The 26,118-nt window shown below is 43.8% G+C and carries 27 protein-coding genes and 1 other annotated feature; of the genes, 12 read left to right on the forward strand and 15 right to left on the reverse strand.

Annotated features, from left to right (window positions below):
- Positions 1-11: 11 nt before the first annotated feature.
- The 10 genes from J0B03_RS11845 to J0B03_RS11890 form a co-directional block, all read right to left on the reverse strand.
- The gene (locus J0B03_RS11845) at positions 12-239 is read right to left on the reverse strand and encodes a helix-turn-helix domain-containing protein (RefSeq protein WP_207299801.1); all 228 of its coding nucleotides are present in this window, start codon (positions 237-239) and stop codon (positions 12-14) included.
- Between the two features lie 9 nt (positions 240-248).
- On the reverse strand, positions 249-731 hold the full coding sequence (locus tag J0B03_RS11850; RefSeq protein ID WP_207299802.1) for a DUF2975 domain-containing protein: 483 nt from the start codon (positions 729-731) through the stop codon (positions 249-251).
- 152 nt (positions 732-883) lie between these two features.
- Entirely contained in the window at positions 884-1,894 is a 1,011-nt protein-coding gene (locus tag J0B03_RS11855; protein WP_207299803.1) for a uroporphyrinogen decarboxylase family protein, read from the reverse strand.
- A 256-nt stretch (positions 1,895-2,150) separates the two neighbouring features.
- On the reverse strand, positions 2,151-2,579 hold the full coding sequence (locus J0B03_RS11860; RefSeq protein WP_207299804.1) for a DUF1801 domain-containing protein: 429 nt from the start codon (positions 2,577-2,579) through the stop codon (positions 2,151-2,153).
- 35 nt (positions 2,580-2,614) lie between these two features.
- Positions 2,615-3,418, reverse strand: a complete 804-nt coding sequence (gene zupT / locus J0B03_RS11865) for a zinc transporter ZupT (RefSeq protein WP_207301061.1) — start codon at positions 3,416-3,418, stop codon at positions 2,615-2,617.
- Positions 3,419-3,625: 207 nt separating this feature from the next.
- Complete coding sequence (locus tag J0B03_RS11870; protein ID WP_207299805.1) at positions 3,626-3,838, reverse strand: hypothetical protein; 213 nt, start codon at positions 3,836-3,838, stop codon at positions 3,626-3,628.
- A 116-nt stretch (positions 3,839-3,954) separates the two neighbouring features.
- Positions 3,955-4,713 (reverse strand): class I SAM-dependent methyltransferase, encoded by a 759-nt coding sequence (locus J0B03_RS11875; protein ID WP_207299806.1) that lies wholly within the window; start codon positions 4,711-4,713, stop codon positions 3,955-3,957.
- Positions 4,714-4,744: 31 nt separating this feature from the next.
- The gene (locus tag J0B03_RS11880) at positions 4,745-5,650 is read right to left on the reverse strand and encodes a tocopherol cyclase family protein (RefSeq protein ID WP_207299807.1); all 906 of its coding nucleotides are present in this window, start codon (positions 5,648-5,650) and stop codon (positions 4,745-4,747) included.
- Positions 5,651-5,701: 51 nt separating this feature from the next.
- Positions 5,702-5,893, reverse strand: a complete 192-nt coding sequence (locus J0B03_RS11885; RefSeq protein ID WP_207299808.1) for a YwbE family protein — start codon at positions 5,891-5,893, stop codon at positions 5,702-5,704.
- Between the two features lie 20 nt (positions 5,894-5,913).
- Positions 5,914-6,807, reverse strand: coding sequence for a LysR substrate-binding domain-containing protein (locus tag J0B03_RS11890; protein WP_207299809.1), 894 nt, complete (start codon positions 6,805-6,807; stop codon positions 5,914-5,916).
- Positions 6,808-6,970: 163 nt separating this feature from the next.
- Here J0B03_RS11890 and J0B03_RS11895 point away from each other — a divergent pair, with 163 nt between their 5' ends.
- The gene (locus J0B03_RS11895) at positions 6,971-7,987 is read left to right on the forward strand and encodes a YeiH family protein (protein WP_207299810.1); all 1,017 of its coding nucleotides are present in this window, start codon (positions 6,971-6,973) and stop codon (positions 7,985-7,987) included.
- Positions 7,988-8,059: 72 nt separating this feature from the next.
- On the opposite strand, the gene J0B03_RS11900 is transcribed toward J0B03_RS11895, so the two are convergent.
- Together J0B03_RS11900 and rlmD are read right to left on the reverse strand one after the other, a co-directional pair.
- Positions 8,060-8,887: an exodeoxyribonuclease III gene (locus J0B03_RS11900; RefSeq protein WP_207299811.1), complete on the reverse strand. Its 828-nt coding sequence runs from the start codon at positions 8,885-8,887 to the stop codon at positions 8,060-8,062.
- Positions 8,888-8,900: 13 nt separating this feature from the next.
- On the reverse strand, positions 8,901-10,265 hold the full coding sequence (gene rlmD / locus J0B03_RS11905; RefSeq protein ID WP_207299812.1) for a 23S rRNA (uracil(1939)-C(5))-methyltransferase RlmD: 1,365 nt from the start codon (positions 10,263-10,265) through the stop codon (positions 8,901-8,903).
- A 55-nt stretch (positions 10,266-10,320) separates the two neighbouring features.
- On the opposite strand from rlmD, the gene J0B03_RS11910 reads away from it, so the two are divergent.
- From J0B03_RS11910 to J0B03_RS11935, 6 genes are all read left to right on the forward strand, one after another.
- Positions 10,321-11,004: a zinc dependent phospholipase C family protein gene (locus J0B03_RS11910; RefSeq protein ID WP_207299813.1), complete on the forward strand. Its 684-nt coding sequence runs from the start codon at positions 10,321-10,323 to the stop codon at positions 11,002-11,004.
- A gap of 95 nt (positions 11,005-11,099) precedes the next feature.
- A complete protein-coding gene (proB, locus tag J0B03_RS11915) occupies positions 11,100-11,897 on the forward strand; it encodes a glutamate 5-kinase (protein WP_207301062.1) in 798 nt (265 codons plus the stop codon).
- A gap of 76 nt (positions 11,898-11,973) precedes the next feature.
- Entirely contained in the window at positions 11,974-13,689 is a 1,716-nt protein-coding gene (locus J0B03_RS11920; protein ID WP_207299814.1) for an ABC transporter ATP-binding protein, read from the forward strand.
- A gap of 115 nt (positions 13,690-13,804) precedes the next feature.
- Entirely contained in the window at positions 13,805-14,443 is a 639-nt protein-coding gene (locus J0B03_RS11925; protein ID WP_207299815.1) for a cobalamin B12-binding domain-containing protein, read from the forward strand.
- Between the two features lie 125 nt (positions 14,444-14,568).
- On the forward strand, positions 14,569-14,715 hold the full coding sequence (locus tag J0B03_RS11930) for a stress-responsive transcriptional regulator PspC (RefSeq protein ID WP_207299816.1): 147 nt from the start codon (positions 14,569-14,571) through the stop codon (positions 14,713-14,715).
- A 95-nt stretch (positions 14,716-14,810) separates the two neighbouring features.
- Complete coding sequence (locus J0B03_RS11935; RefSeq protein ID WP_207299817.1) at positions 14,811-15,938, forward strand: MGDG synthase family glycosyltransferase; 1,128 nt, start codon at positions 14,811-14,813, stop codon at positions 15,936-15,938.
- Between the two features lie 13 nt (positions 15,939-15,951).
- On the opposite strand, the gene mgtE is transcribed toward J0B03_RS11935, so the two are convergent.
- Positions 15,952-17,286 (reverse strand): magnesium transporter, encoded by a 1,335-nt coding sequence (mgtE, locus tag J0B03_RS11940; protein ID WP_246798137.1) that lies wholly within the window; start codon positions 17,284-17,286, stop codon positions 15,952-15,954.
- A gap of 143 nt (positions 17,287-17,429) precedes the next feature.
- Between mgtE and J0B03_RS11945 the strand changes: the two genes are divergently transcribed.
- From J0B03_RS11945 to J0B03_RS11955, 3 genes are all read left to right on the forward strand, one after another.
- Positions 17,430-18,098, forward strand: a complete 669-nt coding sequence (locus J0B03_RS11945) for a response regulator transcription factor (RefSeq protein WP_207299819.1) — start codon at positions 17,430-17,432, stop codon at positions 18,096-18,098.
- The gene (locus J0B03_RS11950) at positions 18,095-19,492 is read left to right on the forward strand and encodes a sensor histidine kinase (RefSeq protein WP_207299820.1); all 1,398 of its coding nucleotides are present in this window, start codon (positions 18,095-18,097) and stop codon (positions 19,490-19,492) included. The genes J0B03_RS11945 and J0B03_RS11950 overlap by 4 nt, the downstream gene beginning before the upstream one ends.
- Positions 19,493-19,546: 54 nt before the next feature.
- Positions 19,547-19,757 (forward strand) — a binding site (T-box leader).
- Between the two features lie 134 nt (positions 19,758-19,891).
- On the forward strand, positions 19,892-22,540 hold the full coding sequence (locus J0B03_RS11955) for a valine--tRNA ligase (RefSeq protein WP_207299821.1): 2,649 nt from the start codon (positions 19,892-19,894) through the stop codon (positions 22,538-22,540).
- Here the strand turns inward: J0B03_RS11955 and J0B03_RS11960 are convergent.
- Positions 22,537-23,076 carry a DUF4364 family protein gene (locus J0B03_RS11960; RefSeq protein ID WP_207299822.1) on the reverse strand — a complete coding sequence of 180 codons (540 nt, stop codon included), beginning with the start codon at positions 23,074-23,076 and terminating at the stop codon, positions 22,537-22,539. The genes J0B03_RS11955 and J0B03_RS11960 overlap by 4 nt on opposite strands.
- A 67-nt stretch (positions 23,077-23,143) precedes the next feature.
- On the opposite strand from J0B03_RS11960, the gene J0B03_RS11965 reads away from it, so the two are divergent.
- Together J0B03_RS11965 and lplA are read left to right on the forward strand one after the other, a co-directional pair.
- Positions 23,144-23,842, forward strand: coding sequence for a 4Fe-4S double cluster binding domain-containing protein (locus J0B03_RS11965; protein WP_207299823.1), 699 nt, complete (start codon positions 23,144-23,146; stop codon positions 23,840-23,842).
- The gene (gene lplA, locus J0B03_RS11970; protein WP_207299824.1) at positions 23,839-24,825 is read left to right on the forward strand and encodes a lipoate--protein ligase; all 987 of its coding nucleotides are present in this window, start codon (positions 23,839-23,841) and stop codon (positions 24,823-24,825) included. The genes J0B03_RS11965 and lplA overlap by 4 nt, the downstream gene beginning before the upstream one ends.
- 78 nt (positions 24,826-24,903) lie before the next feature.
- Here the strand turns inward: lplA and J0B03_RS11975 are convergent, their stop codons facing one another.
- Complete coding sequence (locus J0B03_RS11975; protein ID WP_207299825.1) at positions 24,904-26,109, reverse strand: aspartate kinase; 1,206 nt, start codon at positions 26,107-26,109, stop codon at positions 24,904-24,906.
- Between the last annotated feature and the right edge of the window lie 9 nt (positions 26,110-26,118).

The following is a 26,118-nucleotide window of genomic DNA, read 5'->3' on the forward strand; positions in this document are numbered from 1 at the left end:
ATTTCCATCGATCAAAGCGATGGATCCCTTTCTGGATTTGGTTGATATTCCAGTAGATCGCCGGGTTGGCAGTCTAAAGCATTACATATTGCGTCCAGGGTGGTCAGCCGGATCGCTTTTGCCTTGCCATTTTTAAGAATGGACATATTTGCCATGGTGATCCCCACTTTTTCCGACAACTCGGTCACACTCATTTTTCTTTTGGCCAGCATAACATCGATATTTATTATAATTGCCATAAGGTCACCTCACACAGTCCAGTCGTATTCCGACTTGTAGCGCATTGCTTCCTGCAGCAAAGCTTGTAAAATTGCTGCAAAAACACCAATGGCGGCTGCGGCAAATAAAAAGACGATAGCGATCAACAGGAATCCGGGTGCATCATCTGCATCAGCGACCATGTAGAAGAAGGGCATGCCAATTATGTAGAGGGTCACTAAAGACAAAGCCGACAGCTTGATTCTTTTAAGGGTTCGAACCGAAAATTCGGAAAAAGCGTTCTGATGATCGATAAAAGTCAACAATTGCCATGTTTGATAAATGGCGTATACGAAGGGTATGATGGTAGCGGACAATATCAAAAAAACGAAATAGGAAACAAATATTTGATCAGGAAACAAAAAAGCGGCAAGAGAGCTGATTTTTGGAATCATTATTACACCAAAGAGACAAACCAAGCCACCAAGCAGCAAGACGGCCAGCTTTAAAAAAAGTGTAGATCCTTTATACATTTTTTCACGACCTCTCAAAAAGTTTCAATGTCATTATAACACGATGTTTATCGTAAAACAATAAATAAATATTGAAAAAAAGCAGTTTTAGTATCGTCGATCGAAAAAAAATATCCCCCAAATCAATGGGGGATACATATTGGTTGGAGGTCTTAGAATTTTTCTTCGCTCATTTTGTCGATGGCTTTCGATATAGATTCGTACACTCCCGGGAAGATGCTGCCCGGTCCACCTTGTGCGATGCAGGGGATGTAGTAGTGTTTGCCGCACTTTTCAATGGATTGACGAACTTCTGCTTCTATACTCTCATCTGTCCAGTCTTCCGTGTCGACAACAGCGCTGTCCAGATTTCCCATGAAGGAAATTTGTCCGCCATATTTTTTGATCAGTTCCGGCACGTTGTTGGTAGGAATGCAACCCTGGAAAATATCGATGCCGACTTCGATCATGTAAGGTACAAGATTAGCTGCATAAGAGTCACTATGATGAACGATCAATTCAACACCGTTTTCTTTGTAGAATCCGTAGATTTTTTTGTATGCAGGTACGATAAACTCTTCAAACATGGCTGGAGACAAGAAGGAGTTTGTAGAGCTGCCCCAGTCATCGTGATGGAAGATGCAGTCGGGCTTGTAATACTTGACCAATTCTGCAGCATACCGCAGTTCATATTCTGTAAAATAATCGATCAATTCGTGCATGGCTTCCGGCTCTTCATAGAAGTTCAACAGTGCATCATCCATACCCATCAAGTGGTGGCATTGCTCGAAAATTCCAGGAGCAACAAATGCGGTCGCAAATACTTCATTGCGATCGATTGCTTCAACGGCTGGTAGGAAAGGTGCCCAAGCTTCCGGCGGGAAGTCGGTTTTTGGCGCTTTGACAACTTCTTTCCATTTGGTGATGTCTTTAATAACCTTGTGCTCTTGATCATGTACCGGGAATCCGGCGGGAACATTTTCTGGCCATGCGTAAGTTACGCCCCAAGCGTTTTTCTTTGGCTCTCCACCTGGCATCGGACGTTCCCCTTGTGCAGAGATAGGGTCGCCCATGATCATGCCATAAATGGCATCGGTGCACATAAACGCTTCGTACTGATTCACAAACCGATCCGGATTACCTCCGCGGATCGTTTCCAATAAGTTTTGTCTTTTCGTTAACATGTTTCCTCCTATAAATTTTGACTTTTAATTATTTTATCAGACATTCTCATCTGTAATTTTGATAGTCACCCACGTCGTAAAAAAGAAAGTTGGTTCTCTAAAACGACGACCATCGCAACACATGATGAAAATATCAAATAATCGTTTACATCAGGCTGTGAAAATTCTAGGCCCGTATATCATAATTATAAAGCAATTTCTAATATTTGTCCATATTGAATTCTTTCAAATTCTAACCAAGAAATATTTAGAAACCCTATCTGTCGTTTTCCGGATATCGGGCTTTTAAAAAGTCAACGGATTGAAGGATCATCTCTTTCAGAACGTTCACATCGATGTCAGCCAGCTTGTTGATATAAACACAAGCTTTTCCGGTCGTGTGCTTCCCCAGATCTTTCAATAGTGTTTCCCGGGAATCGTCTCCGGTGGCAAAGTATAGGCTGATCTTGGATTTTCTTGGAGAAAATCCCACCAAAGGGGCATCTCCTTCATGACCTGATTCATATTTGTAGTGATAAGAACCAAAACCGATGATGCTGGGGCCCCACATCTTTGGAGGATATCCCGTCGCTTCTGAAAAGATCTTAACCAAACGTGTTGCGTCTTCCCTTTTTTTTGGATTTTCTACGCTATCGATAAAGTCTTCCACGCTGGCATCCGTTTCTTTTGTTTTTTGTTCAGCCATGGTCATCATCTCCTATCTGAACTTTCGATCGCTCACTATATAAACATCAAAAGGCTTACCGCCATAACAGCCATTCCGGCAATTAATCCATATATGGACAGGTGGTGTTCACCATATTCTTCAGCAGAAGGAAGCAATTCATCCAAACTTATATACACCATGATTCCCGCAACGGAAGCGAAGATGAAACCAAAGACGGCATCATTGAGAAAACGATATAGGATCAGGTATCCAACGATGGCACCGATGGGTTCCGATAATCCGGACAGAAAGGACCATTTAAAGGCTTGCCTTCTGCTGCCAGTTGCATAAAAGATGGGAACAGCAACAGCGATCCCTTCTGGAATGTTGTGGATGGCAATAGCGATGGCGATGGGGATTCCCAGGCTTGGATCGCTCAGTGCTGCAGTGAATGTTGCCAAACCTTCCGGGAAGTTGTGAATGCCGATGGCCAAAGCGGTAAACAAGCCCATTCGCATCAGATTTTCCTTATGTTCTTTACTGGTCCCGTCCATTTCCTCCACGGTATGCACCTCGTGAGGGTTTTCCGTTTTTGGGATCAATTTATCGATAAGTGCAATAAGCAATATACCAAAGAAAAAACCACCGACGGTTACCCAGGTTCCCATTCGTAGTCCTAGATAAGAAGTCAATGCTTCCTTGGCTTTAACAAAGATTTCTACAAAAGAAACGTAGATCATGACCCCGGCTGAGAAACCAAGTGATACGGACAAAAACCTGGTACTGGTTTTCTTCGTGAGCAATGCCAGAGCACTGCCAATTCCGGTGGATAATCCGGCAAACAGGGTTAAAGCGAAAGCGAAGATTACGTTGGACATTTCCATGTTGTTACCTCCTTGCGAGCGGGATATTAGGCATTAAAGTAAATTATATCAACATTAAGTACTTTATTAGATTGTAACATATTCAACGGACAACGATGCAGGAGAAATAGAATGCTCGGAATTTAAAAGATCATCATCTGGAAGGAAAAGTCCAGCGCATCGCATGGTGACGATACGCTGGACATAATGTTTGCACAAAATTCATTCGATCCTTGTTTTATTGTTGCCGTCAAAGTCGACCTTATAGGCAGCGCCAGAGTATTCGCCGTAATAGATGACGTTGTCATCGCTGTAAAAGATCCAACCATCCTCCACCATCAACCGATTGACTGTTGGTCCTTTCGGGGAAGAGCAGGAAGCAACAAGCAAAAGACCAAAAACGATTGCAAGGATAATAGCAATGCGCGTTCTCATGGATCTCGTCTCCTTCTTGGATTGATTATTCTGTGTGAACCTTAAAGAAAATGTCTATCTATTCCATATATTTACTCATTCCGAATTTTTAAACAAGACTCGAAAACTATATTTTTTTAGCGATTATCTATTTTTATGGCCAATGTGGCCCAAAAGGTAGGTACGCCATGTTCATGCAAGAAACCGGATCCGTTGGTATCTTCATACAGGTCCGTCAATTGGAAACCGGCCCGCAGTTGACCCCGGATCTGTTCTTCCAGCGTGTGAGAAAATTGGATGCCCCAATCTTCTTTCTTTAACATTTCCAGAAGTGCTGGATCCCTTAGGGGATTGAAGGGAAGAGGATATCGGATGGTTCTTTCGTCCGCATCAAACAGAAAGTTGAAGCCGTTGTCCAAGCCGGCCATCAAGCGTCCGCCGGGTTTCAAGATCCGATAACATTCCTTCCAGACGTCTTCCACATTTTCGATGTAACAGTTGGAGACAGGGTGGAAGATCAGGTCAAAAGACCCATCAGAAAAGGGAAGTGGTTGGGTCATGTCTCCTCGAACTATTTTGATATAGTAACCCTCCTTGTCGGCTATTTTAGCTTCCTGTTCCAGTTGCTTTTCCGAGTAGTCAAGAACAGTACAATCAGCTCCGAGAGCAGCAAAAATGGGCATCTGTTGTCCGCCGCCGGAAGCAAGGCCCAATATTTTTTTCCCGGTCAAATCAGGAAACCATTCTTTGGGAACTGGTTTTGTTGGCGTAAGGACCACCGACCAAATCCCATTTTGTGCATTGACAAACTGGTCGTGGCTGATTGGCTGACCCCATTCCCAGCCTTCGTCGACCCACCGGTCGATGATCTTAGCGTTCAATTCTGTATATTTCATGAAAACCTCCAAGCATTTAGTAATTATTTTTTTACTCCTTGAAATGAACATCGATGGATGCTCGTTCACTTGACAACTCCACTATGGTCTTATTTTTTTTCGTCAGTCGCAAAACCAGGGAACCTTCCAAGGATTCTTTGATGTATGCTTTCATTTCGCCCTGGACAGGAGAAGCCAATGCAACCGGATCGGCTTGTTTTGCTTCCAGATCCAACCGATAAGGGCCCTTGGAAATGGATGCTTGGAAACCATCGTTGCTGACGTCAAAATGGGTCATCTTGCTGCCTTCAATGCTGCTAAAGCGATACTCTTGCCCTTCATGGTTCAAAACGGCGAAAAAGCCTTTTGCATGCTTTCCCAACATGGGGACGGTGGCATAGCTGAAAACGACAGCACTGTGAGGCCGGTCGTTTGCCTGGAGCCACACATATTCCTTTGGAAAGCCAGTGCCCCAATCTTTTTCCATGTAGCCGTCTGCATCGGATATTTGGAAAGTTTGGTTTCCAAACTGCAATGATCCCGAGACTTTGTGATCCATGCTGATGATGGCATGGTTGCACTCGTTGGGGAAGTAACTCAGCCATCCCATGATATTCGGTTTTAAAAAAGAGACTTGGATGGGAGAAAGATCGCCAAATTGGGAATCACCGAAAACGGCAATGTCGTCCATCTCAAAATCCAGATGCATCCCAGATTCAGATAGTTTGTTTTTTCCGATTTGCAACTCGAAGGGATCTGAAGTCCAACGTAAGTCCTCGATAGGGTAGGAAATGTAGGCCGTATCGTTTCTAATGTTGTCTTGAAATTGTAGAAATGCATGTTTCGTCTTTTCATGGGTCGAATACCCCCAAATGACGGAAAACAGAAGTCCGTTTGCTTCATCATCGATTTTGACAAACCAACCCTCGAATGCCGCTTTTTTCTTTAAACCGACCATGATCTCAAATTGTTTCAGTTGAAATTCCTCCCTTCAGTAATGATATTCGTCTTAGAGGATCTCTTTGACTCTCCCGACGACTTTGTCTTCCAGCATGACTTTGATGCCGTGGGGGTGGGTGGCAGATTTGGTCAGGATCCTCATAACGACTCCTTCCGTTAGGTTGCCGGAACGTTGGTCTTTCTTTTGCACGACTCTAACGGTAGCGCCGATTTTTATGTTTTCGCGGTTGGTTCCATTCATCGTAAAACCTCCTTACTTATTTATATTTGAATCTGGGATTCAATAACTTGATTCAATAACTTGTGGTAAAACAGTTCAATCTTTTCTTTCATCAAGCTGTTGGTTGGATAGATAAAATACAAGGGCCGTTGAATTGAAAAATTTTCAATATCCAGATAACATAATTCTCCTCTATCCACCTCTTGTTGGGCAACTTCCTTGTACATGAAGGAAACGGCATTGGATGTACTTAGAATTTTTTTAATGACGCCAAAGCTGCTGATTTCGTAAATTTTGGAGACCGATGATAGGGAGTCGTTGTTTTGATACAAGTAGTTCTCATAGATCTTTCTGGTTCCGGAACCTTCTTCCCTTAAAATCAAGGGATATTCATGTATCTTTGACAGAGTGCTTATTACCCCCTCCAGGGGATGGCCCTTTCTGGCAACCGGCATAAAGGCAGTAATGCAAAATTCGTGGAAGTCGAAGAGGGATTTGTCAAATATGCCTTCTAAAAAAGCGCAATACAGTTCATTGTTCAACAACATCTCAATGATGGATTTTGTATTTCTCACGGTAAGGGAAAACATCTCGTCATAATGGTCCAAATATGAGCTCAAATAGGAGGGCAGGTAGTAGTCTGCAATGGAAAGGGTTGCGCCGATTTTGATCGGCGTTTCCATTTTTTTGATTTGATTGATGAGCTGTTTTTCGTTTGCCCGTTGAAAATTGGAGTAGGTATAGAGCGATTCGCCCTGCAAGGTCAAATGAACGGATTTCCCGATGATTTCGATCAATTTGCAGTCGTAATATTCTTCCAGTTTTTTTATGTGCTGGGTGACGGCAGGTTGTGTCAGGTTTAGCTCTGCAGCTGCTTTTGTGTAGTTTTTATATTTCGCGACTTCCAGGAATGTTCGAATTTTGGGGTCCAGCATGCCGTACACCTTCTTCCTTGTTTATTGTAAAGAACCATCAAGTGGATGTATACAATTTTCTTTGAATCGATCATAACATATAGTTATTATTGATAACAAACCATAATTAGAAATTAGCTAAAATTTTCTGTAAAATGGAACAAGACAGTAAAGGAGGGTTCATATGAATACAATACGATATACCATGCCAGGTTTTGTTCTTAGTGTACTTGTTGCACTGTTGGCTCGGTGGCTCGAATCAAAATTGCCTGTTCATTTCATTGGAGCTTCGATCATGGCACTTTTTATAGGGATGACGATCAATCATGTTTTCAAGTTAGGCAAAAAGTTCAAACCGGGCTTGAAATTCACATCCAAGAAAATTCTCAAATTGGCTATTGTCCTATTGGGAGCTTCTTTGAGCATGGGCACTATTCTTCATGTAGGTCGATTGTCTTTGACGGTAATGTTTTTTACCCTGTTCACTTGTTTCGGGGCAGGTTATTTTATTGGAAAATGGCTGGGGTTGGACTGGAAACTCTCCAACATGATCTCTGCCGGAACCGGCATATGCGGAGGGTCGGCCATTGCTGCAATGGCACCGGTCATAGAGGCAAAAGACAAGGACGTCGCCTATGCCATGTCTGCCACTTTTTTATTCGATATGGCCATGGTCCTGCTGTTTCCCATCATGGGGAATATGATGGGATTAAGCGACATGGCGTATGGACTATGGGCGGGTACTGCAGTGAATGATACCTCCAGTGTTGTTGCTGCCGGTTACGCCTTCAGCGAAGCAGCCGGTGATTTCGCAACCATGGTAAAATTGACTCGCACACTTACCATTATTCCCGTTGTGCTGATTTTTTCGCTGATCAACGCATACATGAACTCCAAAAAATCTATTGGGAATGAAAGTCAAAAAAAGGTGAAGATAACCTCCTTGTTCCCATGGTTTATACTTGCATTTATGGGGATGGCACTGATCAACAGTCTTGGATTTTTCCCGGCAGTGTTTGCTGCAGGATCAAAAAGCATCAGCAAATTCCTGATGGTAACGGCGTTGGCTGCCATCGGATTGAATACGGATATCCATGAGATGAAAAAGTCTGGCATCTCTCCTTTGATCCATGGATTCCTTATTTCGGCATTGGTCGTAGTTGTCGCTATAACTGTGGAATACTACATGGGATTGGTCTGAAAGATTGCCGGAAACGGCTCTATTTTTCCGAGACACCACGGAAAATTCAAGATCTTTTGTTGAGATCCGATCCTACAGATTAATTTCTAGCAAAATCGGTGTGTGGTCTTGTCTCGGACCTGAGTCGATCATTTCAGAGGCAATAACCTTGTCTGCTATGCGATCACTCACCAGCCAATAATCGATTCTCCAGCCAGAATTGTTGATTTTACTAGTTTTCACTCTCTGAGCCCACCAAGTATAGGTATCTGTGATGTCACCATGCAGATGTCGAAAGGTATCCGTAAACCCTTTATTCAAAAGATTTGTGAAACCTTGACGTTCTTCGTCCGTAAATCCAGCTGAATTTCGGTTATTGGCAGGATGCGCCAAATCGATCTCTTTGTGGGCCACGTTAAAATCACCTGTCGCAACAACGCACTTGTTCTTATCCAGAGCTGCAAGATAATCCGCATATTTGATATCCCAAATCTGACGTTCTTTCAAGCGATTCAATCCATCTCCGGCATTTGGTGTATAAACTTGGGTCAAAAAGAATTCATCAAACTCCAATGTAATGATCCGACCTTCAAAGTCCATGGTATCCGGAGCATCGATCACTGGATAGGCAACGGATGGTTTCAAATGATTCTTATATAAGAACATGGTGCCGGCATAACCCTTACGGGCCGGTTCCACAGAACTATTCCAAACAATTTCATATTCCTGAAACTGATCTTTTAAGATTTCCAAGTGTTTTTTAGTGGGTCCGTTGCTTGGTAGCTTTGTTTCCTGTATAGCAAAAACATCAGGATCATGTTCTGTAATCTTTTTTAATACATCCTTAGATAACAAGGCACGTGCTGAATCACCTGTTAGTGCTGCGTTTAAAGAATCGATATTCCATGATATCAACTTCATGATTACTCCTCCTCTAATATATCTGTTTTTTAGTAAGCAGTACCACCGTCTCCACATGTGGCGTATGGGGAAAAAGGTCCACACACTGAATTCTATGCAAGGCATATCCCGCTTCCAGGAAATAGGGCAGATCCCGAACCAGGGAGGTGGGCTTGCAGGATACATAAACGAACGTCTTTGGCATGAAATCGATGACCTTCTGAATGGCTTTGGGATGAATCCCATCCCTTGGCGGATCGAGAATGATGACATCCGGTTTCTTCTCCAGCGTCGCTACTACTTCCATGACATCCCCGCATAGAAAATCTGCATTCTCAATACCATTCATCCTTGCATTTTCTATGGCTGCATCCACAGCATCCGAAACGATCTCTACTCCGGTAACATGTGCATGGTCCCTGGCCAGTATTTGTGTAATGGTCCCAGTGCCGCTATACAGATCGAAAATCTGGTCTTCTTTGTCATCTCCTGCATATTCACTGACGACGTCATAAAGCACTCGGGCCCCCAACGTGTTGGTTTGAAAAAAGGAACGGGGTGTGATCTGAAATCGAAGGCCGTTAAGTTCATCGTAGATATAGCCTTCCCCAAGCAGCAGGTGGGTCTGGTCTGACTGTACCACATCAGCCATGGAATCGTTGACCGTGTGAAGAACGCTTTTCAATGTACCTTTAAAAGGAGCATCCCCCAGTGCAGCGAGGAGACCTGCCTGATCAAGGGAGCCGTCGGAGCTGGTCACCAGTTCCACCAAGATCTCTCCGGTTTGGATCCCTTTTCGTACAACCAGATGCCGCAAGAAACCGGTATGTGTCTTTTTGTGAAAATAATCGTAGCCTTTGTCCCGACAAAAGGACAGGACTCGTTTGGTGATTTTATTGAAGTCTTCATCGACCAGCATGCATTGGGATGCGTCCACGATGTCGTACATGCTTCCACGTTTGTGGAGTCCCAACGTCAGTGGACCGTTGATGTATTCATCGCCAAAGGAAAACTCCATTTTGTTTCGATAGAAGAATACATCCGGGGAGGGAAGGATCCCTTCGTAGTTTTCCGAGGTCACAAAATCTTTCAAGAGTTCTGTGATGAACGTTTCCTTCTGGGTCAGCTGATCCGTATAATCCAAGTGTTGATAGGTACAACCACCGCAAATACCAAAGACCGGGCATGGAGGGTCGATTTGATTGGGAGCAGGAGAAACCACTTCCAGCAGAGTCGCTTCAATTTTGCTTTTTCTCTTTTTTTTGATCCGGACCCGAACTTCCTGTCCTGCCAGTGTATTGTGCACAATAATTTTTTTATCGTCCAAATAGCCGAAGCCTCTATTGGGAAAGGCCACGTCCTCTATTTGTATAATATGTTCTTCTCCTTTTTTTACCATAAGTACCTCCTAAATATCGTATGCTTGATTCATTATAATACAATAGGATGGATAGGTGAAGAAAAGAAAAATTAAAAAAAGCTTGAATTTTCTAAAAATTCGGATAAAATGGTTCTATAAGCTTAAAGGAGGCAGATTATTGAAACTGAAATCGCATGTCGCAATGGCCCACCTGGTGGCGGACCTGCTTGAAAAAAATCGCAATATCATCATTGACCGAAAATCATTGGAACTGGGAGCCGTATATCCGGATCTTCATATTTTAAAACGAGTGCCTACTCACAATGTGGAGCAACTATATAAGAATTACCATGTGCAAACCAATAACTTCATCAACAGAACAAACGATTTGACTTTGTCCTTTTCCTTAGGGATGATTTCTCACTATGTTTGTGACACGTTTTGCATGCCCCACAATAAAAAAATCAGAAGATATCGTGACTTCAAGGAGCATGTTGCCTATGAATTCGTGCTGGCGGATGAAATCGAAAAATTTGAAATGACAGAATCCATAGAAGGCAAAATCTACTGGAAGTCGCTGGAACATTTCGATTTTGACCTTGAAACATTTGTGACAACCCAACGGGTAGAGTATTTCCAACAAGCTTCTATTGATCCGGTAGCTCAAGCAAGGACGGATATTGAAAACTCCGTTCAAGCATGTGCGTTGGTCTTGAAAGGATTTCTAAATGAATTGGAACGGGCGCAATGCCCGGTACTGGAAACCATTATTGCGTAGTGCGTCGCGAAAGCGGCGTTTTTTTCTTTTCCGGTAGAAAAAAAACAAAAAAACAGGTAAAATGACGTAAGACTAACAAAAGGAAAGGGGACGTGATCGGATTGCGAACGAAGGCAAAAGAAGCGAATCGGATCGTCATAAAAATCGGAACATCTTCGATTACATATCCTACAGGCAACATCAACATACAACGGATGGAGGCATTGGCCCGAGTGATCACGGACCTGGAAAACAGCGGGAAGGATGTCATCCTTGTTTCTTCCGGAGCCATTGGTGCAGGTATGGACAAAATCGGATTAAGCAACAAGCCGACCTTGCTGAAAGAGAAACAGGCAGCTGCAGCAGTAGGGCAGGCCATATTGATGCAATTGTACCAAAAATTTTTCGGAGAATACAACCAGGCCATAGCGCAGATCTTGTTGACAGCGGATGTTTTTCATTCTCCGATCAAAAAGGCAAACACCGTCAACACCTTTGAGACCCTTTTCGAATATGGGGTGGTACCAATTGTCAACGAAAATGACGCCATCTCCACAGAAGAGATCCAGGAAGAACGTTTTGGCGACAATGATACCCTCTCCGCCATGGTAGCTGTATTGATGAATGCAGACCTGTTGATCATTTTATCCGATGTGGAAGGGTTATACAGCGATAATCCCTTAAAAAATCCAGATGCCCATTTGATCCATGCAGTAGAAAAACTCACCGATGAATTGATGTGCGTGGCAGGCGGCTCCAATAGCAAGGTAGGAACAGGTGGAATGATCACCAAATTGTGTGCATCAAAAATCACTTCAGCCAAGGGCATTCCTACCATATTGGCGAGTTCCAGTGACCTCAAGAATATATACCGCATCCTGGAAGGACAGGATATAGGTACCTTTATCAAATAACATTTGGATATTCTAAGAATCAGATCATTCCATAACCGAATGTTATGGAATTTTCTTTTATACACAAGGAGGAACCATGTTAAGAAAATTTTGGAAATATTATATACCGCACAAGAAGTTGTTTTTTGCCGATTTTGGCAGTGCTTTTTTTATGTCGATCATCGATTTGATCTTTCCGATACTAGTGGCATTGATCATTGATGAGATCATACCGGAGCGTCAATTGAACCGGTTGTTGATCCTTTCGACTGTCATGCTGGGTCTTTATCTTGTTCGTGCGGGACTCAACTACGTCGTTAATTATTGGGGGCATGTTTTGGGAGTGCGGATCGAATCGGATATGCGGAAGGATCTGTTCAATCATATTCAAAAACTTTCCTTTCGATACTTTGACAATACGAAGACGGGTCATATCATGAGTCGTTTGGTCAACGATCTCTTCGATATTGCGGAGTTTGCACACCATGGTCCGGAGGATGTCTTCATCACCATCATCACCATTGTCGGATCTTTCGCCATTATGTTTTCCATTCACTGGCCTCTGGCTTTGATCGTTTTTGCCTTGATTCCGGTAATGTTGTACTTCACCATCCGCAAGAACAGACAGATGCGGGAAGTTTTTGCCGACATGCGCATCAAGATCGCCGATATCAATGCACAAATCGAGGATTCCATCTCCGGAGTGCGGGTGGTCCAGTCATTCGGTAACGAATGGTATGAAGAGAAGAAATTTGACATAGGAAACCAAAATTATCGCAGGACTAAGGAACAATCGTACAAAATTATGGGAGAATTCATTTCTGGTGTCAATTTTATGGCGAATATCCTGTACTTGTCCGTGGTTGTGTTCGCGGGACTATTCATTTACTTTGATCAGGTCAGCGTCGGGGTTCTTGTGCAGTTTCTTCTGTATGTAAACATTTTTATCGATCCCGTCAAGAGGATCGCCAATTTTGTGGAAACCTTTCAAAAGGCAGCGTCCGGTTTTCATCGATTTGATGAGATCATGAACATCGATCCGGATATCGTCGACGATAAAAGTGCTGTTTCCATCGGGAAATTGTCGGGGGAGATCATTTTCGACAACGTTACTTTTGGTTATACCCCTAGTGAAACAGTATTAAAAAATATTCATCTTTCCATAGAACCTGGCGAGACGGTCGCCTTGGTAGGACCTTCCGGAGCAGGAAAGTCGACTTTATGCAGTTTGATCCCAAGATTCTATGATGTGGATGACGGGGCTATACATATGGACGGGAAGGACATCCGAAGTATAAAGCTTCGAGATCTCCGGGAGAACATAGGCATCGTTCAACAAGACGTGTTCCTCTTTGGCGGCACCATCCGGGAAAATATTGCCTACGGAAATATCAACGCCAGCGATGAAGAAGTGATCAATGCAGCAAAACTTGCCAATGCCCATGAATTTATTTTGCAGTTGCCCAATGGGTATGATACTTATACTGGAGAAAGAGGCGTACTGCTTTCCGGAGGTCAAAAACAACGGATCAGCATTGCCAGGATTTTTTTGAAAAATCCTCCCATATTGATTTTGGATGAAGCAACATCCAGCCTGGACAATGAAAACGAACAGATCATCCAACAATCTTTTGATCGATTGTCAAAAAGCAGAACATCCATCATCATCGCCCATCGCTTGGCTACCATTCGTGGAGCAGATCGTATCGTGGTCCTTACAGATGACGGTATCGCTGAACTGGGGACGCACCAGGAACTATATGAAAAGAAAGGTCTTTACCGGAGATTGTACGATGCCCAGCAATTGGTTTAAAAAATAACATTTAATATTTAAAAAAGAAGTTTATTTACAAAAGATGTTGAAATTTGATTTTTAGAATGTTATAATCTCTACATGCATATACAAATTAAATGAGGAGGTTTGCTTGATGATCGATTTAAAAAAAGTTACGGAATTGGTAGGCAATTTGGAAGAAGAAGAACTGTTGGAAATGCTAAATGATTTTGTGGCATCTTCACCTTCTGAGGAAGACGCACAAAAAGTAGTAACAGCATGCCAGGAAGGGATGGCGAAAGTAGGGGACCTGTTCGAATCCGGTGAGTATTTTGTTGGAGACTTGATTTTCGCAGGAGAGCTTCTTTCCGAGTCCATTGATGTTTTGAAACCAGTGATCGGTTCTGGAACGTCCACCAAAATTGGGAAGATGATCGTTGGAACAGTACATGGCGACTTGCATGATATTGGAAAGAATATTTTCAAAAGCATGTCTGAAGCTGCAGGATTTGAAGTGGTTGACCTTGGCATCGACCAGCCTGTTGGAGCTTTTGTCGATAAAGTAAAAGAACTGAAGCCGGACATTGTTGGAATGAGCGGTGTATTGACGTTGGCATTGGAATCCATGAAAGATACGGTCGATGCTTTAAAAGAAGCCGGACTTCGAGATAGTGTCAAAGTGATCATCGGTGGAAATCCCGTAACCAAAGAAGCATGCGAGCATATCGGTGCAGATAATTTTACCACCAACGCAGCAGAAGGCGTAAAGATCTGCCAGGCATGGGTCAAGTAAATTAAACAGACAGCGTTTCCACCAGGAAACGCTGTTTTTTTATCCCTTTTGTTTTGAATGACGATCCTATGGTATATAATAAACATATGATTAGGAAGACGACAAATCAGATGAGGAGGATCTATATGAAGAAATGGATAGGCATACTCAGTATCATTGCGTCATCGACCTTGATGGTCATGGGATTGCTTTACTTGATACAGAAGAAGCAGAATGAAAAAATTGGTGGAAGATTGATTAAAGTAGATTACCGTTTCAGCAAAGAATTTTAAATAATCTCTTCAAAGAGGTTATTTTTTTGTGGAAGAGCGACTGGTCAATACAATTTTTACATGTTATAGTAAATTGAATGGAGTTGATTATATTCATGAACAAAGTCATCATATTCACCGCTTCCACTGGAGGAGGCCACAATATTGCCGCCAATTCGATTCGGGAACATTTTGCCGAATCTGGTTACGAAGCGGAGACCATGGATGCGTTCAAGGAAACCAGTCGTTTTTTGGACAGGATCATCGCCAAGGGGTATGAAAGAATCGTCCACATCAGTCCCAAAACATTTGGCAGGATGTATCGGGCTGCAAACAATGAAACGTTGAGTCATTATATCATGTGGGTCATTACGGATGTTATGGAAGATGACATCCAAAAGATTTTAGAGGAAAAGAAGCCCGATCTACTGGTAGTCACCCATCCTTTGGTGACAAATGTTCTGGCCACCTTGAAGAAAGATGGTCTCTTTCACATACCCATTGTTTCCATCGTTACCGATTACCGAATCCATCAAGCATATATTCATGAAGAAGTTGATGCCTACATTGTAGGCAGTGAATACACCAAACAGACGATGATCGAAAGGGGTGTGGAACCCCATCGGATCCATCCGTTTGGGATACCGGTACGAAAGTCGTTTTTGGATCATAAAAAAGTGGTGGTCAAAGATTACGATGTGGATTTGACTGTTTTGCTGATGGCCGGGTCCATGGGAACCAACCAGATCGAAAAGGCATTTATAAGTCTGCTTCAGTCAAATCATTACCTGAAAATTGTAGCCGTTTGCGGCAACAACGAGAAGGTCAAAGGTAAGATCGAAAAAATCGCGGCAGAATATGATGGAAATAAAATAGTTACCATTTTGGGATTCGCAGAAAACATACCAGAGCTGATGGACATGGCGGACGTGGTCATCACCAAACCTGGAGGGTTGACCACTACGGAAGCAATCATAAAAAACATACCAATGATCATTCCATATTACATTCCTGGACAAGAGGAAGAGAATGCAGATTTTCTAGTAGAGACAGGAATGGCCATTAAAGTAGAGAAGATTACCGATCTTTCTGAAGTTGTGGGATATCTGGTGCACAACAAGGATATTTTGGATACCATGGCTTTTAACATGTCTGAACTGGCTAGAGCTCGATCCATCGACCAAATCATTGAACTGGGAAATGATTTGATCCAAACATATGAAAAAAATGAAGCGGACTCGTAAGAGGCCGCTTCTTCTATCCCAACGGGAAAAAGGCAGAACTGATTTTGAAATAAGTGATCAATACCAGTGCATCCAAAATGGTGCTGATCATAGGGTTTGCCATAATGGCTGGATCTAAACCGATTTTTTTTGCCACCATTGGCAAGGTGCTACCGATCAGTTTGGCTAAAGCAATGGTAATGATCAGTGTCAGGCTGACCACCAGAGAAAGTGTCGGAGAATATCCGCCGATGAAGTACATGCGAATATAATTCAATACTGCAAGGGAGCATCCAATAAGGAAAGAAACACGAAATTCTTTCCATATAATGCGGAAGATGTCCTTAAATTCCACATCGCCCACTGCGATGGAACGTACCATCAATGTGGATGCTTGCGCACCGGCATTACCGCTGGTACCCATAAGCATGGGGATATTGGCGCTGAGTATCGCCATGCCGGCTATCAGTGCTTCATAACTTTCCATAATAGCACTGGTCAAGGTGGCAGAGATCATCAACACTGCCAGCCACGGGAATCTTTTTTTGAATAACTGGATCACGCTGGATTCCATATAGGTTTCTTCACTGACCTGCATACCTGCCATCATGTGAAAGTCCTTGGTTGCCTCTTCTTCCATGACATCCAAGACATCATCGACTGTGATGATGCCGACCAAGCGATTTTCAGAATCGACGACGGGCATGGCCAACAAGTCGTATTTCAAAAACTTTTCTGCAACATCTTCTTGGTCAGTATGAGTGGTCACGCTGATGAAGTCTGCATTCATGATTTCTTCGATGGTGGTATCTTCAGAAGTTAGTATCAGCTCTTTCAGGGAGATCAATCCCTCCAGGGTTCGTTCATTATCGATGACATAACAAGTATATATGGTTTCCTTGTCCGTTCCAATGCGTCGGATCCTTTTGATGGCATCCGCCACGGTCATGGATTTTTTTAGATCCACGAATTCAATGGTCATGATGCTGCCCGCACTGTAGTCCGGGTAATTCAGAAATTGATTGATCAATTTTCGTTCGTTTTCCGGAGTGTTACGAAGTATTTTTTTGACCAACGTGGCTGGGATCTCTTCCAAGTAGTCGATTTTGTCGTCAAAATATAACTCATCCACCAAGTCGCGCAGTTCCTCTTCGCGAATCAACTCGGAAAATTCTGCCTGGTAGAACGGTTCCATGTGCGAGAAAACTTCTACAGCCAGATCCTTGGGCAAAAGTCGAAAAATGAGAAGGCTCTCCTTCTCCTGGGTTTGTTCCATTGCATCGGCAATATCCGGTGCATGCAATGTTGATAGATGCGCACGCAAACCTTTGTAGTCTTTATTTTCAAGTAGGGCAAATAGATTTTCCATGGCACACCTCCTGTATTCCTTTAACATAACAATTATATGTTTATTGGGGCCTCTTTGCAAGAGAGATGCCATGAAAGTGTCACAGAAATGTCGTAGTGTATTGATAGAAATGATATAATGGAACAACAAAGGAAGGGATGACCATGCAAAAGATATTTGTAGTGGAAGACGATAAAAACCTGCGGAACTTGATTCGGGATTACCTTGTAAAAGAAGGTTATCAGGTAACGACTGCGGTGGATGGAAACGACGCGCTGGCCCAATGGCGTCATCATTTGGCGGATCTGGTCATACTAGACGTCATGATGCCCGGGCTGGATGGATACGAAGTTTTGGAGTACATCCGGGAGGAAAGCTCCGTTCCGGTCATTTTTCTCACGGCAAAAGGCGAACTGTCTGATCGAATACAGGGCTTTGAAACAGGTGCAGACGACTACATGACCAAACCTTTCAGCATCAAGGAACTGTTGATGCGTATCAAGGCCATTTTAAAGCGGACGGAAGAAGAAAAACCTGAAATTTGGAAACACGGCTTGATAGAGATCCATCCTAGAAATATGGAGGCTTTTGTCGATGGAAATCGAGTGGATCTAACGACCAGAGAATACGATTTGTTGATATACCTGGTCGAAAATGCCGGAATTCCGGTGCGAAGGGAAACCATCATCGATCGGATCTGGGGGTTGGATTTCGATGGAGATGACAGGGCCGTCGATACTGCCATCAAAAGACTTCGAAAAAAAATGGGTAGGGGCGAAGACTATATAAAAACCATTCGTGGCATCGGTTATAAGTTTGAGGTGGAAAAGTGAAAAACAGTGTTTTCAAGAGAATATTTTTCTATACAGGCCTCCTTGTGGTGGCCTTGTTGCTGTTGATGCTGGTTGGTGTGCGTTTTTGGTTGGAAGATTATTATTATGCAAGACAGGAAGATGCCATTCTAAGCGCAGCAGAAGAAATTCAAGCCGTGTATTTGGAAGATCCTGCCCGTGTACCGGAGGCATTGGCGTTTTATGGAGAAAATCTTGGAGCGACCATGGTCATTACAACTGCAGAAGGGAGAATTCTCTTTAGCGGGACGTCCAGTAATGTAACCATGGGTGGAATGATGGGAGGTAACGGCAGATTCACGCGGATGCAGGGAATGAATGGCATAGGGGAGGAAGATTGGCTGTTATACAGCAATTCTCTAGGAGACGGGAATTTGTTGATCACCCGATTGGCGTATGCGTCCTTCGAAAGGGCAATTTCCGTACTATCCTGGTTTATGCTTTTATTGACGCTACCGTTGCTTCTGATCGGCATGTTTTTGATTTTTATGCTTTCGAGAACCATATCAAGACCTCTCGTTCAACTGAATCAAGTAGCCAATCGAATGAAAGAACTGGATTTCAAAGCTCGCTATACAGGTACGGAAACAGATGAGATCGGGCAGTTGGGTCAAACTTTGAATGACCTAACGGTCCGGCTAAAAGATACGATCGGGAAACTTCAGGAAGAATTAAAAAAAGAGAAGACCATGGAGTCCATGCGCAAGGAATTTGTAGCCAGGGTATCTCATGAAATCAGAACGCCGGTTTCCGTCATTCGAGGGTATGTGGAAGCCATGGAAGACGGTCTCTACGATGATGAACAGGAACAAAAGGTTGCGCTAGATGTCATTACGGAAGAATCGGAAAAAATCACCAAGATGACCCAAGATCTTCTGGATCTCTCCCAACTGGAATCCGGAAATTACAAATTGAATATAAAACCCTTGGATTATGCGGATCTGCTGCAGGATGTCCACAAGAAATTTCTTGTCAACAAAAAATACGATAGGAGCTTGTTTCCGATAGAGACCCCGAATAAACCTGTGATCGTAATGGGGGATGGTTTTCGATTGGAGCAAGTATTGAACAACCTGATCAACAATGCATTTGCCCATGTCGAACAAGACGGATTGGTCCGGATCACATGTTATGAAGATAAGGATCATATCATAACCAAAATATATAACAAAGGGAGAAAGATTCCGGAAGGAGACCTGCCGTTTTTATGGGAGTCATTTTATAAAGGAGACGCCAATTCCAAAGGTAATGGTGTTGGTTTGGGATTATCCATTGCAAAAAATATCTTGATGCTTCATAAAGGAAGTTGGGATGTAAAAAATTTGGACAATGGTGTTGAGTTTTCTTTTGTTCTCCCAAAAATAAACGAGGAATGATTTACTTTTTCGTGTTTTTCATGTAAAATACGAAGATAAAGAATATTTCATAATTCAAAGGTCATGAGGAAGAAGAGTAAAAAAGAACAGGTCTTAGAGAGAAGGATCCCAGGCTGCAAGATCTTTCGTCCAATGCTTTTTGAACGTCCCTTCCGAACCGCTCCCCTGAACTAGGAGTAAGGGAAGCCGTCATTTTGTGGCGTTATGTAAAGAGTTGGGTTATATATCAATCAGGGTGGTACCGCGGTATACTATCGTCCCTTGCTTCGGCAAGGGATTTTTTTGCGCGACAAAGCCTTTTGGTACAAAAGGCGAAATGGGCAGATGTGAAAGAACAGTAATCAAGCAGATGCCATAGAGTATTTATATTCGAAAATTGGAAGAAACAAGGAGGACGCCATGATCAACAGAACATTATCCAAATCCTACAATCCCGGAGATTTTGAAGATGAGATCTATCGTTTTTGGGAAGAAAAGGGATACTTTAAACCAGAGGTGCATCCAGACGGGAAACCGTATACAATTGTGATGCCGCCTCCTAATATCACAGGGCAGCTCCACTTGGGTCATGCATTTGATGGAACGCTCCAGGACATCATCATCCGCTGGAAGCGGATGCAGGGATTTTCTGCACTATGGTTGCCGGGGACGGATCACGCAAGCATCGCCACGGAAGTAAAAGTGGTAGAGAAAATCAAAGAAGAAGAAGGAAAAGGCAAGGAAGACCTTGGGCGGGAAGAGTTTTTGGTGAGAGCCTGGGACTGGGCCATGGTTTACAAAAAACGGATCGCCGGTCAGTTTCGAAAACTTGGTGCTTCCTGCGACTGGGATCGGGAACGGTTCACCATGGATGAAGGATGTACCAATGCCGTAACGGAAACGTTTGTACGATTGTACGAAAAAGGGTTGATCTATCAAGGCAATCGAATCATCAACTGGTGCCCGGACTGTAAAACGGCCTTGTCCGATGCGGAAGTGGAATACGAAGAAAAAGCAGGAAAGCTATATCACGTAAAATATCCTATCGAAGGATCGGAAGAATTTTTGATCGTTGCCACCACCCGACCGGAAACCATGCTGGGAGACAGCGGGGTGGCAGTTCATCCGGATGATGAACGATACACCCATCTGGTAGGGAAATATGTGATCCTGCCGTTGATGGATCGACGTATTCCCATCGTTGCAGACGATTATGTGGATCCCACATTTGGAACGGGTGCTGTAAAAATGACACCGGCCCACGACCCCAATGATTTTGAGGTGGGATTGCGGCACAATTTGGAGCAAATCCGCGTTTTGGACGATTCCGGGGTCCTTAACCACTTGGCAGGAAAGTATGAAGGGTTGGAACGTTATACAGCCAGAACAAAAATCGTAGAAGACTTGACGGAATTGGGGTTGATGGAAAAAATCGAAGAGCGCCCCCATAATGTGGGAGCCTGTTACCGGTGCGACACGACAGTGGAACCCATCATCTCCAAACAGTGGTTTGTCGACATGAAACCTTTGGCAGAACCGGCCATTGACGTGGTGCGGGAAGGAACCACAAAATTCATTCCGGACCGATTCAGCAAAATATACTACAACTGGATGGAAAATATCAAAGACTGGTGTATTTCCCGCCAATTGTGGTGGGGGCATCGGATCCCTGCTTACTATTGTCAAGATTGCGGAGCGGTCATGGTGTCTAGAACACCGGTGCAGACTTGCGATCAATGTGATTCCAAAAATGTAGTGCAGGATGAAGACGTATTGGATACCTGGTTCAGTAGTGCTCTATGGCCTTTTAGCACACTGGGATGGCCCGAAGAGACGCCGGATTTGAACAAGTTCTATCCCAACAATTTGCTGGTCACCGGATTTGACATCATCTTCTTCTGGGTCGCCCGAATGATCTTTTCCGGGATCGAACAAATGGGGGAAACGCCATTTTCCGATGTTTACATCCACGGCTTGATCCGGGACGGACAGGGAAGAAAAATGAGCAAATCCCTGGGCAACGGTGTGGATCCCTTGGAAGTGATCGAAACCTTCGGAGCAGATCCTCTTCGATTCACCATCGTCACTGGAAATGCTGCCGGAAATGATATTCGATGGAATGAAGAAAAGGTAAACGCCAATCGTAACTTTGCCAACAAGATATGGAATGCCACGAAATTCGTGTTGATGCATGTGGAAGGACGAAAAGTCTCATCCATCGAGGAACAAAAGCAACATTTGGAACCGATGGACCGCTGGATCATCAGCAGGATGAATCAAGTGGCCAAAGAAGTCAACGAAAACCTGGAAAAATACGAATTGGGGATCGCTGCACAAAAGCTGTATGATTTTATGTGGAATGAATACTGCGATTGGTATATTGAATTGGTGAAACCCCGCTTATTTCAAGGGGAAGGTCCCTCCAAAGAAGCCGCTTTGGCCACTTTGCAGGAAGTATTGGAAACATCGTTGCGATTGCTTCACCCATTCATGCCATTTATTACGGAAAAATTGTATTTGTCGCTGTTGGAAGACAAATCCACCATCATGGTCGCTGCATGGCCGGTATGGCGGGAAGACCTTGTCTACGAAAAGGAAGAAGCGGACATGGCCTTTGTCATGGATGGGGTTCGTGGAGTAAGAAACATCCGCGCTGAACGAAATGTTCCGCCATCCAAGAAACTAAAAGCCGTATTGATCCCGGCCACACCGGAAAAAGCGGACATCGTCATGGCCAATGAAGGCTCCATCAAGACGCTGGCCAACCTGGAATCCTTGACGATCCAAAAGAACAAGGATGGGTTGGACAATGCGGCAGCTGCATTGTTGGATGGCGGAGAGTTGTTGATCCCCATGGACTCCCTTATTGATCCAAAGGAAGAAATGGAGCGGCTGCAAAAAGAAAAAGACCACCTGGAAAAGGAAATCGACCGAGTGGTGAAAAAACTGGCAAATAAAGGTTTTGTCGATAAAGCACCGGAAAAAGTGGTGGAAGAAGAACGAGGAAAAGAAGCAAAATATCGGGCAATGTACGAAAATGTATTGGAGCTGATGAAACGCTTTTCCTAATCTTCTTTGATGAGTGCCTGTATGATGTCCGAATAGATTTGGCTGCTGCGGTTTTCCCAGTTGTTGCAAACGTATTTGGCTTGAGCCTTGTTGGGAACGTGGATGGAAAGTTCCATCAATTCCACCTCGTTTTCCACCAAGGACAGTTGAACGGCAAAGTCCCCGTCTCCCCGCAAGATGTAAGAAGCTTTGCTTCGAACATCTTTGAGGACATTGTCCTTGTTGCGTCGAATGAACAGATCCAGCATTTCCTTGATATAAGAAGGAATACGATGGATGAATAATCCCAAGGTCTGCCGGCCTTTGTCGGAGATGGAATAGATATTGGGATTGGAAGGGGACCCTCCAACCAAAAATTCATCGGCCACCAGGCTGTCAATGAGGAATTGTATGTCAAAATAGCTGATTTGAACATTTTCTATGATAATCTGGCTGATCTGCTCTTTTGTTAATGGAGCCTTGCATTGGTTGAATGCATACAACAGAATGAGTTTGTTTTCCAGTACGTTTTCAGAGTCAAAATACAATATGCACACCTACTTTCCACTCCCAATTATAACAGAAAAGGATGGGAGAAATAACAAAAAAACAAAAGAGGTCACGATGAAATCTTTAGATGGATTTTTGAAGCAAATCGGAGTAGTTCATAGCGGGTATTCGAAAGTGGAAGGCTTGGTTCCGGAAAACTGGAGAGATCTTCACTATGCCTTATCCGTGTTTTATCCGCTGTCCAAACCGATCCTTCGAGATATGGGCAGGGGAGACGGACCTACAAAAACCTATTTTGCCCAGTATCGGGCATTGAATGCCCTGATCAACCAGACATGTCTTCAAATTGGAATGTTCTTGGAGGAGCAGGGTTTCGAAGCAGTTCCGGTTCCGGCCTCACAAACGGTCAGTGACGGACTGGATATTCGAGGAATTTTTTCCCATCGAATGGCAGCTACGTTATCTGGAAGCGGGTGGATCGGGAAAAGCGGCATGTTCATACACAACAACCTGGGGCCGGGTATTCGAATGGGAACTGTATTGACAAACAAGGTCTTGGAGGTCGGAGAGCCGATCCGTGAAGGGCGATGTGGGAACTGCCGTTTGTGCGTGGTCCATTGTCCGGCTATGGCCATTGAAGGGGTGGAGTGGCATGCAGGCTTGGAAAGGAATCGCCTATATGATGCCAAGTCTTGCAGCGACTACATGAAGGAGGCCTACATGCACATTGGAAGGGGATCCGTATGCGGGATCTGCATGAGCGTCTGCCCATATAATCGGATCCATGAGAAAGGAAAGGGGGAATCCATATGAAGTACATCAAAACCGATTGGAGCATGCCATACTACAACATGGCATTTGAAGAATATCTGTTGAATGACATGCCACCGGAGGATTATGTGTTTTTTTACATACATCGACCCTCCATCATCGTGGGAAAACACCAGAATACCATTGAAGAAGTGAACAAGGAATACGTGGATGATCAAGGTCTGGTCGTTTCCCGACGGTTGTCCGGTGGTGGAGCCGTTTACCATGACGAAGGCAACTTGAACTTTTCTTTTGTCCTGCAGGCCGGGAAAGAGGATGTGAACAACTTTCGAAAATTCACAAAACCTATTATTCTGGCTTTGGAAAAAATAGGGATCAAAGCGGAGTTGAGCGGAAGAAATGATATAACCATCGATGGGAAAAAATTTTCAGGGAATGCCCAATTTGCCCGTCGCAATCGACTACTGCACCACGGTACCTTACTTTTTGATTCCCAAATGTCCAATCTGACAAAGGCCCTTCAGGTCAAAGATCTAAAGATCCAGTCCAAGGGCGTCAAATCTGTGCGCAGCAGGGTGACAAATATCAAGCCTTATCTGACAAAAGACATATCGATCCAAGAGTTTCAACAATATCTGGTCGAGTATATGGGAGAATTGAATCCCATGGACGAGATCTTTCTTTCCGACCAAGACATGAAAAACATCGAAGAGAAAGTGACACAGAAGTTTTCCACGTGGGATTGGAACTGGGGGATCTCTCCGGATTTTGACATTCAAAACATGGCAAAATTCGACTGCGGGATCATTGATGTCCGATTGAATGTCAGCGAAGGAAAAATCAAAAACATTAAAATCTTCGGAGATTTTTTTGTTCGGCGACCCATTGAAGAATTGGAGGCAAAGCTGACCCATCAAATCTATCGTCGGGATGCATTGATGAAAACATTGGAGACAATCGACTTGAACGATTTTTTCTTTGGATTGGACAAGAAGGCTTTTGTTGAATTTCTGTGCCAACAATAACCAAAAATATTAAAAAGTCCGAAGGCCCAGGTAGTGAAGCTGGATCTTCGGACTTTTCTTTGGTATGTACTAATAGGATCACAGGTCGAATTCACTGGCAATGAGTTCTACCGCCTTTTGTTGATCCTTTGGATCGATGACATAGGAGATCTTGATCTCCGATGTGGTCACCATTTGTACCTCGATGTTGGCTTTGGCAAGTAGAACAAAAATTTGCGCAGCGACACCGGAGTGACTTCGCATGCCGATGCCTACGACGGACAGTTTGGAGATCTTGTCGTTTACCTGGGTGGAGATCTCTTGAAATTTTGTGGTGATCAGCTGTAATGCGCTTTTGGCATCTTCCAGATCTCCTTTTGGGGTGGTGAAGGAAATATTCACCGAATGGTCCTTGGGAGAGGTCTGACTGATCATATCGATATTGATGTCTTTTTTTGCCAGTCGATCGAAAATTTCTGCAGTGATCGCAATGCTGTATGGAACGTTGTTCAACGTGATCAGAACGTCGTTGTTGTCGATGGCCAGGCCGGTAATGACTGCACTTTCCATATTCTGTTCACTCTCCTTTATGATCGTACCTGGTTTTTCTTCCATGCTGGAAGCAACCAGGATGGGGATCCGATATTTCTGAGCCAGTTCGATTGCCCGTGTATGCATGACACCGGCTCCCAGGCTGGCCATTTCCAACATCTCTTCGTAACTGATGGTATCCAGTTTCTTGGCATTGGAATACATTCTGGGATCCAGGGAGTAGATGCCGTCTACATCCGTGTAAATTTCACAGGGGCATTGCAGTTTTCCGGCCAACGCCACTGCAGTAGTATCCGAGCCACCTCGTCCCAGGGTGGTGATGTCCGAATCCTGATTGGACCCCTGAAAACCGGCGACAATAATGATTCGATTGTTTTCCAGATGCTTCCTCAACACTTTGTCGTCAATGTCTGCAATTCGAGATTTGGTATGATGTCCCTCCGTTTTGATCCCGACTTGAGGTCCCGTCAGGCTGATGGCATCATGGCCCAATGTTTGAAGGGCCATGGACAAAAGAGCAATGGATACTTGCTCACCTGTCGAAATCAACATGTCGATCTCCCGTTTTGGCGGGTTGGAAGAAATTTGATATGCCATATCCAAAAGTATGTCCGTATTGTCACCCATGGCGGAGACCACAACTACCGGAAGAAAACCTTCTTCTTTCTTTTTGATGATCCGCTTGGCGACTCGTTGGATCCGTTCGATATCTCCCACGGAAGAACCGCCGTATTTTTGTACCACGATGTTCATATGGCCGAC

Origin of the sequence: Alkalibacter rhizosphaerae (assembly GCF_017352215.1) — a bacterium.
GTDB classification, from domain to species: Bacteria; Bacillota; Clostridia; order Eubacteriales; family Alkalibacteraceae; genus Alkalibacter; species Alkalibacter rhizosphaerae.